General features: G+C 34.5%; 16 protein-coding genes, 1 other RNA gene and 1 pseudogene. 10 read left to right on the plus strand and 8 right to left on the minus strand.

Going from position 1 to position 14952, the window contains the following annotated elements:
- Window positions 1–70: 70 nt before the first annotated feature.
- Window positions 71–379: a hypothetical protein gene (locus AC1DCY_RS19115; RefSeq protein ID WP_477352736.1), complete on the minus strand. Its 309-nt coding sequence runs from the start codon at window positions 377–379 to the stop codon at window positions 71–73.
- A gap of 98 nt (window positions 380–477) precedes the next feature.
- On the opposite strand from AC1DCY_RS19115, the gene AC1DCY_RS19120 reads away from it, so the two are divergent.
- The 4 genes from AC1DCY_RS19120 (at window position 478) to AC1DCY_RS19135 (ending at window position 4856) form a co-directional block, all read left to right on the plus strand.
- Window positions 478–1167, plus strand: a complete 690-nt coding sequence (locus AC1DCY_RS19120) for a response regulator transcription factor (protein WP_460013710.1) — start codon at window positions 478–480, stop codon at window positions 1165–1167.
- Entirely contained in the window at window positions 1164–2144 is a 981-nt protein-coding gene (locus tag AC1DCY_RS19125) for a sensor histidine kinase (protein WP_477352738.1), read from the plus strand. The genes AC1DCY_RS19120 and AC1DCY_RS19125 overlap by 4 nt, the downstream gene beginning before the upstream one ends.
- Before the next feature lie 116 nt (window positions 2145–2260).
- On the plus strand, window positions 2261–3022 hold the full coding sequence (locus AC1DCY_RS19130) for an ABC transporter ATP-binding protein (protein ID WP_477352740.1): 762 nt from the start codon (window positions 2261–2263) through the stop codon (window positions 3020–3022).
- A complete protein-coding gene (locus AC1DCY_RS19135) occupies window positions 3012–4856 on the plus strand; it encodes an FtsX-like permease family protein (RefSeq protein WP_477352741.1) in 1845 nt (614 codons plus the stop codon). Before AC1DCY_RS19130 ends, AC1DCY_RS19135 begins: the two co-directional genes overlap by 11 nt.
- A 617-nt stretch (window positions 4857–5473) precedes the next feature.
- Here AC1DCY_RS19135 and AC1DCY_RS19140 read toward each other — a convergent pair.
- Complete coding sequence (locus AC1DCY_RS19140; protein ID WP_477352742.1) at window positions 5474–5914, minus strand: DUF2269 family protein; 441 nt, start codon at window positions 5912–5914, stop codon at window positions 5474–5476.
- A gap of 404 nt (window positions 5915–6318) precedes the next feature.
- On the opposite strand from AC1DCY_RS19140, the gene AC1DCY_RS19145 reads away from it, so the two are divergent.
- Together AC1DCY_RS19145 and AC1DCY_RS19150 are read left to right on the plus strand one after the other, a co-directional pair.
- Window positions 6319–6957 carry a YfbR-like 5'-deoxynucleotidase gene (locus AC1DCY_RS19145; RefSeq protein WP_477352744.1) on the plus strand — a complete coding sequence of 213 codons (639 nt, stop codon included), beginning with the start codon at window positions 6319–6321 and terminating at the stop codon, window positions 6955–6957.
- A 106-nt stretch (window positions 6958–7063) separates the two neighbouring features.
- Window positions 7064–7576 carry a zf-HC2 domain-containing protein gene (locus AC1DCY_RS19150; RefSeq protein WP_477352746.1) on the plus strand — a complete coding sequence of 171 codons (513 nt, stop codon included), beginning with the start codon at window positions 7064–7066 and terminating at the stop codon, window positions 7574–7576.
- A gap of 140 nt (window positions 7577–7716) precedes the next feature.
- On the opposite strand, the gene AC1DCY_RS19155 is transcribed toward AC1DCY_RS19150, so the two are convergent.
- Window positions 7717–8055: a zinc ribbon domain-containing protein YjdM gene (locus tag AC1DCY_RS19155; RefSeq protein ID WP_402775111.1), complete on the minus strand. Its 339-nt coding sequence runs from the start codon at window positions 8053–8055 to the stop codon at window positions 7717–7719.
- A 247-nt stretch (window positions 8056–8302) separates the two neighbouring features.
- On the opposite strand from AC1DCY_RS19155, the gene ssrS reads away from it, so the two are divergent.
- A non-coding RNA gene (gene ssrS, locus AC1DCY_RS19160) (6S RNA) lies at window positions 8303–8495 on the plus strand.
- Window positions 8496–8953: 458 nt separating this feature from the next.
- Here the strand turns inward: ssrS and AC1DCY_RS19165 are convergent.
- The 3 genes from AC1DCY_RS19165 to AC1DCY_RS19175 are packed head-to-tail and all read right to left on the minus strand — an operon-like array spanning window position 8954 to window position 9893.
- On the minus strand, window positions 8954–9172 hold the full coding sequence (locus AC1DCY_RS19165; RefSeq protein WP_477352748.1) for a DUF3955 domain-containing protein: 219 nt from the start codon (window positions 9170–9172) through the stop codon (window positions 8954–8956).
- 29 nt (window positions 9173–9201) lie between these two features.
- Window positions 9202–9405: a helix-turn-helix domain-containing protein gene (locus AC1DCY_RS19170; RefSeq protein WP_049667274.1), complete on the minus strand. Its 204-nt coding sequence runs from the start codon at window positions 9403–9405 to the stop codon at window positions 9202–9204.
- Between the two features lie 8 nt (window positions 9406–9413).
- The gene (locus tag AC1DCY_RS19175) at window positions 9414–9893 is read right to left on the minus strand and encodes a DUF2975 domain-containing protein (RefSeq protein ID WP_477352750.1); all 480 of its coding nucleotides are present in this window, start codon (window positions 9891–9893) and stop codon (window positions 9414–9416) included.
- A 726-nt stretch (window positions 9894–10619) separates the two neighbouring features.
- On the opposite strand from AC1DCY_RS19175, the gene AC1DCY_RS19180 reads away from it, so the two are divergent.
- Window positions 10620–10862 carry a DUF3923 family protein gene (locus tag AC1DCY_RS19180; RefSeq protein ID WP_477352760.1) on the plus strand — a complete coding sequence of 81 codons (243 nt, stop codon included), beginning with the start codon at window positions 10620–10622 and terminating at the stop codon, window positions 10860–10862.
- Window positions 10863–11075: 213 nt separating this feature from the next.
- On the opposite strand, the gene AC1DCY_RS19185 is transcribed toward AC1DCY_RS19180, so the two are convergent.
- A complete protein-coding gene (locus tag AC1DCY_RS19185) occupies window positions 11076–12257 on the minus strand; it encodes a NupC/NupG family nucleoside CNT transporter (protein WP_477352752.1) in 1182 nt (393 codons plus the stop codon).
- A 401-nt stretch (window positions 12258–12658) separates the two neighbouring features.
- Complete coding sequence (locus AC1DCY_RS19190) at window positions 12659–13246, minus strand: hypothetical protein (protein ID WP_477352754.1); 588 nt, start codon at window positions 13244–13246, stop codon at window positions 12659–12661.
- A gap of 357 nt (window positions 13247–13603) precedes the next feature.
- On the opposite strand from AC1DCY_RS19190, the gene AC1DCY_RS19195 reads away from it, so the two are divergent.
- Window positions 13604–14734: a CamS family sex pheromone protein gene (locus tag AC1DCY_RS19195; RefSeq protein ID WP_477352756.1), complete on the plus strand. Its 1131-nt coding sequence runs from the start codon at window positions 13604–13606 to the stop codon at window positions 14732–14734.
- A gap of 18 nt (window positions 14735–14752) precedes the next feature.
- Window positions 14753–14952 (plus strand): annotated as a pseudogene (locus AC1DCY_RS19200) (hypothetical protein); the annotation flags it as partial.

Here is a 14952-nt window from a genome sequence, read left to right on the forward strand (position 1 = left end):
GCTCTTTTTTATACTTTCAAGTTACAATTACTACTATATTCAATGACGAATATTAATGGAATTTTAAAAATCAGGGTACATTATATAAATAAAGAAGATTATCAGCATAACGTGTGGTTGATTTCCGTTCCGACTGGGCGCTTTGTTGTTGCTGTCGCTTCGCTTTCGCACAGATAAAACAATTGCTGTCGCTTCGCTTTCGCACAGAGCAAAGCTTCCTGGGGGCGTCCGATGAGCCGCTTTTGTTGCTGCCGCTACGCTTTCGCACAGAAAACATCCGCTTCGCTGCAGGGTCTCGGGCCAACACGATGTTGGTCACGAAGGCGTTATCACAGGATGTGATGATTTTAGCCTTCGTTCCTCTATTGCTGATCCCCAAGGAGTCGCCCAGTCTCCACTCCAATCAACTAATCAACATCGTATATTTTGATAAATTCGCCATTTTTAAATGATACCTTATAAAGAAAGGTCGATACTATGTACAAAATATACATAATAGAGGATGATCCCAATATTTCAAAGATTATTGTGGAGCATTTATCAAAATATCAATTTGAATGCCATACCGTCCAACAATTTAATCATATAGCAGAAGAATTTCAAGCTATTCAACCTCATCTCGTTGTTATGGACATTAACCTGCCAACTTATGATGGGTACTTTTGGTCACGCAAAATCCGTCAGCTATCCAAATGCCCTATCATCATTGTATCTGCGCGTGTAAATGACATCGATCAAGTGCACGGTATTGAAAATGGTGCGGATGATTTTATCACTAAGCCCTTCTCGTTAGATGTGCTTATGGCAAAAGTGAATGGTCTTATTCGTCGTACATACGGAGAATATGCTTCCTCCGAATCTAATTCAATATCTATTGCTAATACAACGTTAAATGCTAATACAGTTCGCCTTTACACCGAGAAACATGAGAGCCTGTTAACGTTAAAAGAGATGCAGCTCAGCAAACTACTATTTGAAGCTTATCCTAATGTTGTTCCTCGCCAAAAATTGTTAAGTGCCATTTGGGATGATGAATCCTTTGTTGAAGAAAACACTTTATCTGTTAACATTGGCCGATTACGCAAAAAATTCGAGACTATCCAATCTAGACTAGAAATTAAAACAATTCGTGGACTTGGTTATCAATTAGTGGAGGCAGAAGAATGAAGCTGTTCTTTCGAGATCATGTTAGTGTCATCATTCTTTATTGTGTAAGCTTTCTGTTATTACCTTGGATCATTCATTCATTGGATGATTTATCTTCACACTATCTTTATTTTATCTTTCTCGTTAGCTTCCTATTTACCATTTGGCTGATCGGACGTTATTATCGCAGAAAAAAGCTCTATGCTCATTTACAGAACAACACATTAACAAGCGATGACCTCCATCTGTATGAACCACAGGCTGGGATTGAGCAAGCCTACAGCCAAAAACTACGACAAATGCAATATCTATACTTAACACAGCAGCAACATTTAGAGGAGCAAGAAAACGAAAAGCAACTTGTGCTTTCACATTTTGCCCATCAAATGAAAACGCCATTGTCGGTTATTCAACTGCTTATTCAATCTAATGCAAATAGCCAATCCGAGCATTTGCAAACAATTAACCAAGAATGCGATAAGCTGACGTTTACCCTTAATCAGCTGCTAACATATGAACGCACGTCCAATCTTGTGGCTGATTTAAAAATAGAAGCACTCTCATTAAAAGAGCTTATTAAAGAAGTTGTTAACGATTTAAAGGATTATTTCATTGCCAAAGAAGTTTTTCCAAAAGTGACGCTTGTTGAAAATACTATTATTTATTCAGATCGAAAATGGTTAAAAATTGTACTTTATCAAATCATCAATAACGCCATTAAGTACTGTGAATCCGAAAGTTCTATTCAAATTATTTATGACGAAGCTACTTTACGAATTAAAAACTATGGAGATACGATTCCTGAGAGTGAAATTTCACGTGTCTTTGATTTATTTTATACAGGTGTGAAAGGTAGAACGAGCGGTGAGGCAACAGGTATAGGCTTGTATTTAGTGAAAAAGATTTTAACTGAATTAGAGCACCCTTTTACTTTACAGTCCCATGAGTGCGTCACTACCTTCTCCATAGATTTTTCATATAGCGTGAAAAAATCATGATTGTAAGCTCGTAATATGACAACTTTGTCATATTGACGTCATTTAACCAAATAGGTAAAATGCTACTCCTTCTTTATACTTAAGCTATTCAATCGAAGTAAGGGAGTTGTTCAAAGATGGGAAACTCAATCCTACAAGTGACCAATCTGCAAAAAGAATATATCGGAGAAATCACATATAAGGCATTGAATGGCATAGATTTTCAACTTGGTGAGAATGAATTCGTAGCCGTTATGGGGCCTTCAGGAAGTGGAAAAACTACATTTTTAAATAGCGTGTCAACAATCGATCGCCCTACTATTGGCGAAATTCTTATAAATGGTAGAAATCCCTATTCATTAGATGATGAAGAGCTTGCAAAGTTCCGCCGTTCAGAATTAGGCTTTGTCTTTCAAGATTTTAATCTTGTACACACATTAACGGTGAAAGAAAATATTTTATTACCGTTAACTTTAGATAGTTTACCTGCCGATAAAATGCGGCAACGACTTCAACATGTATCTCAATTTCTTGGAATTGAAGAGCTTCTTTCAAAACGAATTTATGAAATTTCTGGTGGGCAAAAACAACGTGTAGCTATTGCTCGTGCGGTTATTCATGAACCAAGTTTATTGTTGGCAGATGAACCTACAGGAAATCTCGATTCAAAAGCAGTAAATGATGTCATGAATTTATTTAGTTCTATTCATACAGAACTGAAAACTTCCATTTTAATGGTGACACATGATCCTTATGTAGCAAGCTTCGCAAATCGTATTATATTCATTAAGGATGGTAAATTATATAACGAAATTCATCGTGGTCATAATCGCAAACAATTTTACCAGGAAATCATGGACACACTTGCTTTTTTAGGTGGTGGACAACATGAGCTTTAATCATATCGTTATCCAAAATATTTTACGTGATAAATGGACCTATGTTTCGTATTTTCTTAGCAGTATGTTTTCTATCATTATTTTCTTTTTATTTACAGTCATTGTATTTCATCCAAGTCTTGCAGGTTTAGATCCAGACTCAACACTTGGCCTTGCATTAATATTAGCAAGTTTGCTCGTCTATTTGTTTTCATTTATCTATATCGCCTATTCCATCATGGCCTTTTTAAAGAAGAAAACAAAAACACTAGGTATTTTTATGATTACTGGTGCATCCATGAAACAAATTCGCACGCTCGTTTTTCGTGAAAATATTCTTATCGGTGTATTGGCGATTATTACAGCCATCATTCTTGGGCTTGTCATTTCGCCTCTCTTCTTAATGGGTGCCAAAGTTGTTTTAAATGCAGAAACTTTCAGTATGTATTTCCCTATTAAAGCTATCATGTTAACGATTGGTTTATTCCTTGTATTATTCGTTGTTATTTCAAAAGTAATGACAAGATTTATTAATAAAGAAGCTTCCATTCAACTATTAAAAAGTGATGTTGTCATCGAAAAGTCGATAAAACCACATTATCTTTTATTATTCATTAGTATTATGATTTCTATTGGTTTAGGCTATTTTTTAAAAATAGAACATGACATTGTAGATAGTCTCGGTATTCTTTTCTATGTAGTGTTTTTCGTGAGTGTTCTTTGTACAATTTATTTAATCATCTCACAAGGAATGCGTTTCCTGCTAAAAGCTTTTGAGAAATCGTCAGCCTATATGAAACAAACGAATATGCTACTGGCTTCCAATCTGAATGCAAAAATGAAATCACATGCAAATATGCTATTTTTAATGACTATTTTATTAAGCGGCGTATTTTTATGTACAAGCATTTTATTTAGTTCTTACTACAATGTTGAAAAAGATAGTGAGGCGAATTATCCATACAGTTTTCAGTATATTGCCACGCCAAAAGCTGATCCAAGTATGGTAGAAGCTGATATTAAAAATATTGAAAAACAATTATCCGCAGTGGATTCACAAAAATATTTTATTGAATTTAAATCGAATGAAGATCAACGACTCGGTTATATGTCAGCTTCCGATTATAACTTGTTACACAATGAAAAGGTTAGCTTAGGTGCAAATGAATTTACAGCAGTTGCTGGTAATCGTAAAACATTACCAATTACCAATGTAAGTGGTGACAAATATCTGAAGCAATTTAAGCTTTTATCTATAAATGAAAAAAATCTATTAACAACAGGTTTCCAACAAACGTATTTTATTGTGCCTGATGAAGTTTATAACAGCATCAGATTTCCTGTCTACAAAACCTATTTATTTGAGCTAGACAATTGGACGGCACATACAGAGTTGGCGAAAAAAATTATTGAAGATTTCCCACATATATATGAAGAACGTTATGTAACTTCAAAAATCGAATTGTATGACGCAGAGATGTTTACAAAAAGTGTTATGTTCTTTATCGGATCTATGTTGAGCTTAATTTTCTTAAGTGCAGCTATGAGCATACTCTACTTCTATTTACAAACGACACTTCTTCAGGAAAAAGAAAAGTATGTAGGCATACGAAAACTCGGGCTATCTAAAAAAGAGTTATTCACTGTTGTTTCTAAAGAGCTGACAATCCTTATATTTGTACCATTCGCGATAGCCACTACAATGTTATTTGCTACATTATTTGCTATGCGAACAATGGTTTCAACATCATTTTTACAAGTCTCAATGATGAGCTCTTTATGCTTCTTTGTCCTGTTCTTCGTTAGTTTTATATTTATTCGCAAAAGCTATTTCAAACGCTTGCTTAGCAATTGATGAAAAAATGTTGAAAAACAAAATTAAAGGTGATCTTTGAGAATGTTGTGGCGCATTGAATGAAGGTGCAGGCTACTCGCTTTCCTGTGGGCGAGCGTCGAGCCGCTTCCTCCGCTGGCGTTGCTGTCGCTTCGCTTTCGCACGGAAAACATTCGCTCCGTGCAGGGTCTTCGCCTGTCTCGCTTTCCCACGGGAGTCGAGTAGCCCTTCACTCCAATCAGCAATAGTGTAGAACTTTTAGAAATTTTATTCATTTCAAAAGTGAACACTATTGCTACCCAACTTAATCTACAAAAAAGACTTATTACAGTGACGCAATTGTACGCCTGTTATTCTAATGCTTCGTTTCCTAAGACATCTGTTGCTGCCGCTACGTTAGCATCTACGCTATTGCATAAAATTGCTTTAGTATCGTTTTATAACTATAAATTAGAGTGTCATGCCAGAAGATATTTGCTATGTGAAGTGGTTGATTGGAGTGGAGACTGGGCGACTCCTTGGGGATAAGCGTCACAGATGAGACCCTGCAGCGAAGCGAAGCGGCTCATCGGACGCCCCCAGGAAAGCGCCCAGTCGGAACGGAAATCAACCACACGTTTTGGTGATGAGCCAGCTTCTTACCAAAGTACAGGCTTTGCTACCATTAGCCATAACATAATTAGCAATAATAAAATGTACATCCATGCTTTGCGATGTAACAATGAAGCAAATTTTTGCTGGTCATAGGCAGGTGTATTAAATGTCTGTAAAGTCGGTTTGAACGCTCTTGCTAAAAAAACAATGGAGGCCAACATCACAAGAAATGTAAGAACTATCCACGAGGTACTCCACTGATAGCCCGCTTGCCACATTAATAAAATACCAGATGCAACAAGAACATGCCCCGAATGCTTGACGATCGTAATTGCTCCTTTAAAAGCCTCAATATATGGTGACATTTCAACATGAGATGCTGTACGCATTTTTTTAACAATTGTTAAAACAACGAACAATGGCCCAATCGAAAGAATGGCACTTAAAATATGTATGTAAAGAAGAAGTGTATAAGTTGAAATCACGGTGCATACTCCCTTTTAACTTTTTTCAGCAAGTGTTTTTATGTAGCGAAAGCGAAGCGTCAGCTACAAGTGTTTTTATGTAGCGAAAGCGAAGCGTCAGCTACAAGTGTTTTTATGTAGCGAAAGCGAAGCGTCAGCTACACGTGTTTAATGTAACGTAAGTGAAACGGTAGTTACAAATGTCTCCCCCCTCTATAGGTGGTGAGATGAATGCGGGTTTAAGTTACTTAAATTATGGCGAGGCATAATTGATTCAGTCCCCCTCATTATAGCACCAACATAAACGCGCTTTATCGTCAATTGTGAATCCTTTGTAAACGCAAAATGAATCATTGTTAAGATGTTTGAAATTTGCACAAAGAGGGTATGGATTATAGTAACATGCACATATAGACCAAAAAGGAGTGATTTTTATAGGAATTCATCAATTTTTTACAAGCCTTAACGATTTAGAGCGTATTATTCGTTGCCCTGGACGCTTCAAATTTGAGGAGCACAATGTGGCTGCTCACTCTTGGAAGGTATCGCAGTATGCGATGTTTTTTGCCACACTTGAAGAAATGAACGGAGCTACGATCAATTGGAAATCATTATATGAAAAAACCATCAACCACGACTTTGCTGAAGTATTTATCGGCGATATTAAAACACCGGTAAAGCATGCAAGCCCAGAGCTTAAACAAATGCTTGCACATGTGGAAGATAAAATGATGGAGAAATTTATTATTGATGAGATTCCACAAGAGTTTCAGGCTGTCTTCTTTGAGCGCATGAAAGAAGGTAAGGATAAAACAATAGAGGGTCGCCTACTTGAATTTGCTGATAAGCTTGATCAATTTTATGAAGCCTTTGCTGAGTTAAAACGAGGAAACACCGATAAAGAATTTGTGCATATGTATCAATCAGCCCTTTCCAAGATTTTAACTATTCCTCTTGAAGCGTCGGTTCACTATTTCCGTACTGAGATTCTGAAGGATGCTGTGAAGGAAAAAACACATATTGATATTCAAGCTTTGACCAATGAAGTATTAACATCAAATTAATAGGGTGCATGTACAAGTTTTCCGAACGAATTAACTCACGGAAGGCTTTTTTTATTTTCTTAAAAAAGTCGTATAATGGAAGGAGATTTCGATTGGAGGGAAGCTTTTGTCACAGGAATGTTCAATTGTAGAGGATTTATTACCTTTGTATAAAAAACAAGTGCTCCAAGCAACTACTGTAGAATTCGTCGAACAACATTTAGCTACTTGTGAGCATTGTCGGCAGCTCGCTACTTCAAAGCAATCACCAGGCTATCATTTATTAATGAAAAGAACGATAACATTTTTCCATCTTGTTTTTATCGTACTATCCTTTATGTTTGCCATTAACTCTTCCTTACTAGGTAATCAAACAAGCTTTGCTATATCTTACGCAATTTTTGGCTGCCTTACTTATTTCTTTTACAAAAATATTTGGATTGTTTTTGCTATCAGCTTTGTACCTGTTTTCGTATGGGCTATTATTAACAATATCAATAATTCACTCTATGTCACCCACTACTCCTTAACGGAAATTGGTACACTGTTGATTGGAGCTAGCTTCATAGCCATTTTACATACTATTTTTGCACTATTCGGTGCTGCTTTTGCTATTCTATTTCGTAGATTTACAAAATAATGTTACACCTTGCAAAAAGGAGTTGTCTCAATGTATTTGAGGCAACTTCCTTTATCCAGAAATAAAAAAAGAGTCGTTTTTTGAATAGCTTCCCAACATCATTCCTAGTTGGGCGCTTCATTTTCACGACTCTTTTTTACTTATGCTTTTTTTACGAACTCTGACTTTAATTTCATTGCACCAAAGCCATCGATTTTACAATCAATATTGTGATCGCCTTCAACGAGACGAATGCTTTTCACCTTGGTCCCAATTTTTAAAGTTGAAGAACTGCCCTTAACTTTTAAATCCTTAATAACTGTAACGGAATCACCGTCTGCAAGTAGATTGCCATGAGCATCCTTTACGATTAACGTATCTGTGTCCTGCTCCGTGACATCTGTGCTCCACTCATGCGCACATTCTGGACATACAAAGTTTGTTCCATCCTCATATGTGTATTCAGAATTACATTTTGGACAATTTGGATAAGCTGCCATTTCCGCTTCCTCCTTTTACTTATTCTCTAGGTAAACCCTATATATGCTCCTTTATCTTACATACTAAGCCCTACTAAGTAAAGGTTGTTCGTATTTTTCGTTCGCATTTGTGAAAAAAGTATGAATCTGTTTCATGTTTTTGGAGATATTTCATTTTGAAAACGTATGAATTGGGTCACTTGCCCATTGACTTTTTTGTACAAACCATCTTACTTGCAAGTTTGTTTAACATGTCTTATTATATCCTTAAAGGCTGCATTGTTCGTACAATATTAAGTTTTAACCTTTAAGCTGTAAAAGGGAGTTTTATTATTGGAGTTGGAATGACGGGCCTCACACTAAGGTGCATGAGGATAAGCAGGAAAGCTTCTGCGAACACCCACTTTGAGGAGTGGTGGTTTAAAACTTTCTATAATAACTACGGCATACGCGGCTTTTTAATTTAATCATACAGCCACAAGGCTTTTGAACGAATCACTCTCCATTATTGGAGGGTGATTTTTTTTTATCAAAATGCTAGTCGTTCTCTATTCACTGTTTCATCTATATATGATGATTTATTCGATTTATTACTTAAAAGCTCTAAGCAAATTGAATTCGTATCTTCTGGAAACATAGCTATCATTGACGATGTACCAGTACATATTGCACTTGAAATTAAAACAGGTATTTAGATATCTAAGACCATGCCCAAAACTGCCTCTATACCTGCAGCTAACAGGAAAAGGACATGTATGATTTGGTGATGAAATTCGCGAATTGAATTATTTATTAAATGATGAGTTATTGACTCCGGAAGAATTTGACGCGAAGAAAAAGCAATTGTTAGGGAGATAAAATAAAACCAGGCGCTCATATGAATACCTGGTTATTTTAATGGTTGGTTGAATTGATTACTTTAATTTGAAACTTGTGTTTTCTTAAACATTGAAATCAAAGCCACACCAGCTAGTGACACAATTCCTAAGAAGAATAATAAAATTCCAATTGGAATTAAGAAAAAAGGTTCTTCTAAAGTGCCATCTATAGCTACTTTACTTCCAATGATAGCTTTTGCAATTAAACATATTACTCCTAAAAGTATTGGTGTAGATGCGATAACATATTTCATTTTCATAATATTTTCCTCCAATAAAGTTAGTTTATTTATTTTTTATATTCCAAGATATCACCTGGTTGACAGTCTAATACTTCACATATCTTCTCTAATGTTGAAAATTTAATCGCTTTTGCTTTTCCATTTTTTAGAATTGAGACGTTTGCCATTGTGATACCAAGCTTTTCTGATAGTTCTGTAACACTCATTTTCCTTTTAGCTAGCATTACATCAAGATTAACTATGATGCCCATGTTACACCTCAAATCGTTAATTCGTTATCCTCTTTAATTTCACTAGCTTTACCCATTAAATAAGAAAGTAAAGAAGTAAATACAGAAATAACTACTGCAAAAAATAGTATTAGCAAAAGAATCATTAAAAGATTAGTATTGTAGTTCCCACTAATAAATACATAAAGTAGTGCAATAACATATAAAACTCCTTCTGTCATTGCTAAAACACTTATACGCATTAACCTTTTTGCATTTTTCAATGTAAAATCGTTGCCTAAATTAATGTCTGAACAGATACTCCAGCCTATACATAAAGCATAAAAGTAAGGTATACCCGTTATCCAAATAAATGCGATAAAAGGTTTATATAATTCCTTTAAGGAATGAGAATCTGACAATATATTCTTCCCTGTTTCTGGCCCAACATAGACGCAGAACAATAAACCAAATACGCAGCAGAAAAAAATAATAATTTTTAACCACTTTGCTAATTCCTTATGTTTCATAATTCACCGCCTTCTCAACTTTCTTATGTTAGAATAATCGATAACACATCCTTAGTCAATATTTTTTTATCGTAAAACGATAAATTTTTATTAATTCACTATAAATCACCATTAATGGTATAAAGACAAAAAGCCCAGACTAAAATTAATTAGCACCTAGGACTTAATATTATTTGGATATAACATCTGTTACCTGTGCTAATTAACTGTTTCTACTTTACTTGCCCCTGCTTTGGCTGCTTCCTTGCCTGAAAATGTACCTGTTCTAACACGGCATAACTTGCCATCTAGCTCGATATATGCAACTCAGCCAAAACGATGTTTGCTCGACTACTTGTTTATTTAACTAAACAAATGAGGATATCTTTTTATATCGAAATGATGAGTAAATTAAGAGAGAGCGCAGAAACATTAGGAAATCAGTCTTGAGGCTGAGAAGTAGCACCGCCTAAAGTTTGTTTCCAGTTAAAAGGGAAAACGTTACAATTAAAAACAATAATCGGAGCATTAAATTCATCACCTGGGATGACATTTATTAAGAGGGTTTCTACTTAGAATACTCCTTATTTTAGTTCTTTAGCGACTCTCTTTGTGACCAAAATTCTGTTTCCTCAAAGCGGCACATCGGACGCCTCTGGAAACGCCTCGCTGGAAAGGAAATCATCCCTAAGTTACGGTAGCAAACCAAATACAATTATGAATAGAAAGGAGATATTTATTTTGGGTATGAAAATATGGTGGGCTATAAATATTGTATGGCTATTCATTTTTACTGCTGGGGCAATATATATTGGCGTAAGAGAAGTTGATTATGCAGGGGTAGTTCAAACTCCTGAAGTTAGAATGGTCTCATTCATTGTTTTGGGTATTGCATTTATGATTGTTGCACTATTTCAACTAATACTACTCATTTTTATTCATTTTCTTAGAAAAGGTACAACCAATAATTCAACAAAAAGACTATCTTAACAACGGTGGTCTTAGTTTTCTAAGTCACTTAAATAAAGTGGCTTTTTTATGTACTAATGTAAAAGCGCCTGTGTGCTATCTTACTCCCCTTCTATTCTTCAACTAAACTGTACCGTTGAACATTCATGAAGTACAAAAATCACACACTTTAGCCATAAAAAAAACTGCACCCAATACATATTGGAGTGCAGTCAACTGCTTCTTTTTTATAAATTAAATAACCAAACCAACAATTGTAGCTGTTAAGATACTAACAAGTGTTGCTCCGTACAACAACTTTAAACCAAAACGAGCAACTACATCTCCTTGCCTTTCATTCAAACCTTTTACTGCTCCAGCAATAATACCGATCGATGAAAAGTTTGCAAAGGATACAACAAATACAGAAATAATAGCCAGTGTATGTGCACTCATAGACTTAGCCACTTCTCCAAGGCTTACCATTGCAACAAATTCATTCGTTACTAATTTAGTTGCCATAATTCCTCCGGCAGAAACAGCATCTGCCCATGGTACACCCATTAGGAAAGCTATTGGTGCAAAGATATAACCTAAAATGTCTTGGAAGGATATACCGAAAATCATATCAAATACTGAATTGATTAAATCCATTAATGCTACGAAACCGATCAGCATAGCTCCAACAATGACGGCTACTTTAAATCCATCCATGATATATTCTCCAAGCATTTGGAAGAAAGTTTGCTTATTTTCATCTTCAATCGCTAAGATATCTTCACTTTCTTTTACACTATACGGATTAATGATTGAAGCAATAATAAATCCACCAAACAAGTTCAAGACAATCGCCGTCACAACATATTTTGGTTCAATCATCGTCATATATGCTCCAACAACTGACATCGAAACGGTCGACATTGCTGATGCGCATAATGTATACATTCGCTGTGGAGTAATCTTATCTAATTGTTTTTTTACAGTAATAAATACCTCAGATTGACCTACCATTGCAGAAGCAACAGCATTATAGGATTCCAATTTCCCCATACCACTTACTTTACTTAAAAGTAAACCTATCCATTTCATGATGAAAGGAAGAATTCTGAAATGCTGTAAAATCCCTATCAATACAGATATAAAAATAATTGGTAATAACACATTTAGGAAGAAGGAATACTCTCCTTTATTCGCTAAACCACCAAAAACAAAAGTTACGCCCGTACTTGCGTAAGACAATAAATGATCAAATACATTTGTAAATCCTTTGATTAGAACATAACCAAATTTCGTATTTAGCAGTAATGCTGCAAATATAAATTGAATGATTAACATCATAATTATGTTTTTATATTTTATTTCTTTTTTGTTTTTACTCATTAACAGAGCTAAACCAAAAACAAGTAGCAATCCACAAATGGATATTAAGTATCTCATGAGTTCCTCCATAAATAATATTGATTATTTTTGCGCGTTCGATATCCGAAACTACAAATCCTTCTGTCACTCATTATGCTCCATTATTGAAACTTGAATAACAGCTTTAGATCTTAAAACTGAATATATGTAGATAGTCAGACGTCAGACAAATCACTTCACTATACATTGTTTTCACTAGCAATTCAATAGTTACAAGAAAAAAACTCTGCGAAAAGTGTATCCGCTTTCAAAATTATCGTTTTATAAAAAAAGACCATCATAAATGATGGCCTCAGCTTACTACAAGTTTTTGTAAACTTTATTCAAATTATACTTAATTAAATGAACTTATAAGGATAATTTATCGCCCATAAATCCTTCAATTTATTTTACATAAAAAATGTGTGATCTTTTAACGGCTATTCAGTAAAGTTTTTAGCATTCCGTTTCTTTATAAAATTCAATGCTTGTCGGGTAGATTCAATAAGTGATATATCACCTTTAAATTCCCTTAACTTTAATGCTTCTTCAAAGCATTTTTCTGCTTCAGCAATTCCCCCTAATTCTAACAAACACTTCCCTTTATGTTGTATGGCAAAGTCCAAATATAACAAGTTATTGTTTGCCTTACATTTCTCTAAAACTTCGTTGAAGATTTCTAATGCTTTCATTGGATTACCTTTATATTTGATTGCCTCTCCAAGACGTATTAATGCCGCGATTTCACGATTGCTGTTGTGCTGATTGCTAGTAATAAAAACGCATTCAGTTAAAATGTTAACGGCTTTTTGTGGTTCTCCGTAAATTCTATATAAATTCCCCAGCGTTCCCATTAGAAAATATTTCTCATCTTCATTCGTTATACTCGCCACTAAATTTTCAGCAATGTCTATGATTTCCTTTAATCTAAAAGGATTAGAAGTTTTTTCACGAAGATACTCATTGCTATCAAAATAAATGATTTCGCTTATTGTCAAAAGACAGTTTTTAAACTCAGGAAAATTCATTTTATCAATGCCTCCAATTTATTAAAAAATTAAAGCGATGGCGTAAGGCAAATTTTGATTTTATGACGTACGAAAAAGATATCAGTTTTTATTATATACTTTTACCAGAATCAAACTTAAAATGTAAATATAATGTTGTATTACCAAAAGTTACAGACTAAGCAACTCCTTGGGTATTGTGTCACAGATGAGACCCTGCAACGAAGCGAGGCGGCCACGTTATTGTGATGAATTCATTTTTATAGGAATACATTGAAGATTTATCGGAACAATTTCACTTTTGATTAGCCAAACTGAAGTTATCGTAACTTTTGATACGCGATAATTATATAAGAATCAAGTAAGGAGTATTTTAAAATGAATATAAAGAAGAGTATGTTGTTTTTTCTATCACCACTATTTCTTTTAGCTTCTTGTAGTGATGATGATCAAGTTATTAAAAATGATAAGAAAACGTATGTATCATCAATACAACAAAAGGAAATATATGAAATTAAACAACCTGCACAACCTAACGTTTCAAGAGGGTTGATACTTAGTAATATGAACAATTCATTAAACGTCAGTGAAATTGAAAAAGGATTAATGGATTTATCAGTCAATTACTTTCCTACAAAGAAGTTTTATATGCAGGAAGGTCAATATTTGGATAAAAAAATGATCAATAATTGGTTAGATAGAAAATCAAAAGAAGGTTTTGGTTTAAACCCACCTATTGAAAAAAGTACTGGAGATATTTTAGAGGATGAAAAAAATAATCCTAAAATATTATCCCATGTCTTAGAACAAAATTTTATTAACAAAGAAAATGGAAAAATTGAAGGAATGTCTTTAGCCATATCCTTAAATGAATTTTATGACATTAGAGTACATGATGATAAAGGCTTAACTTATACGGATCAAGTTAAAGTCGATACTAATGAAGATAAGGTTAATGACGTAGAAAATTACGGTAAGAAAATAGCCGCAACTATAATACAAGACATAAGAAGCAATAGTAAAATACCTAATGTTCCTATTCACCTAACTTTATATCAAGAATCCAACAAAAACGATATAATTCCAGGAATATTTTTAGCTCAAACATTTATTCCTGAAGGCGAGGATAAAATAGATAAATGGGCTGGTATAGATATAAAAAATTATACATTCCCTTCAGATTCACTTTATAGTTTAGACAAAGAAAGTTATAGTAAATTATTAATTTTCAAAGAAGATATTCAAGAAGGCTTTAAACATTTAAATCCTAAAATAGTTGGTAAACTTCGATATGAGAACGGGAATTTAACGGAATTAAGAATGGATGTTAATGTGCCTTTAATAAATGATACTGAATTGATTGGCCTTTTACAGTTGACTAGTACTAAATTGAATACTATTTTACTTGATTATATTCCCATTTCTATTCGTATTATAGATCAAAATCAAGATGTTGGGATTGTCCTCTGGGATCCAACTGAAAAACAGATTTATGTAACTCCAATGTAATTTAACTTCTTTCAGCAAATGTTTTATGTAGCGAAAGCAAAGCGTCAGCTACAAGTATTTTCTGTAGCGAAAGCGAAGCGTCAGCAACAGGGTTTTATCTGTGCGAAAGCGAAGCGTCAGCAACAGGGTTTTATCTGTGCGAAAGCGAAGCGTCAGCAACAGGGTTTTATCTGTGCGAAAGCGAAGCGTCAGCAACAGGGTTTTATCTGTGCGAAAGC

The sequence above is a fragment of the Lysinibacillus sp. 10T31 genome, from assembly GCF_056394365.1.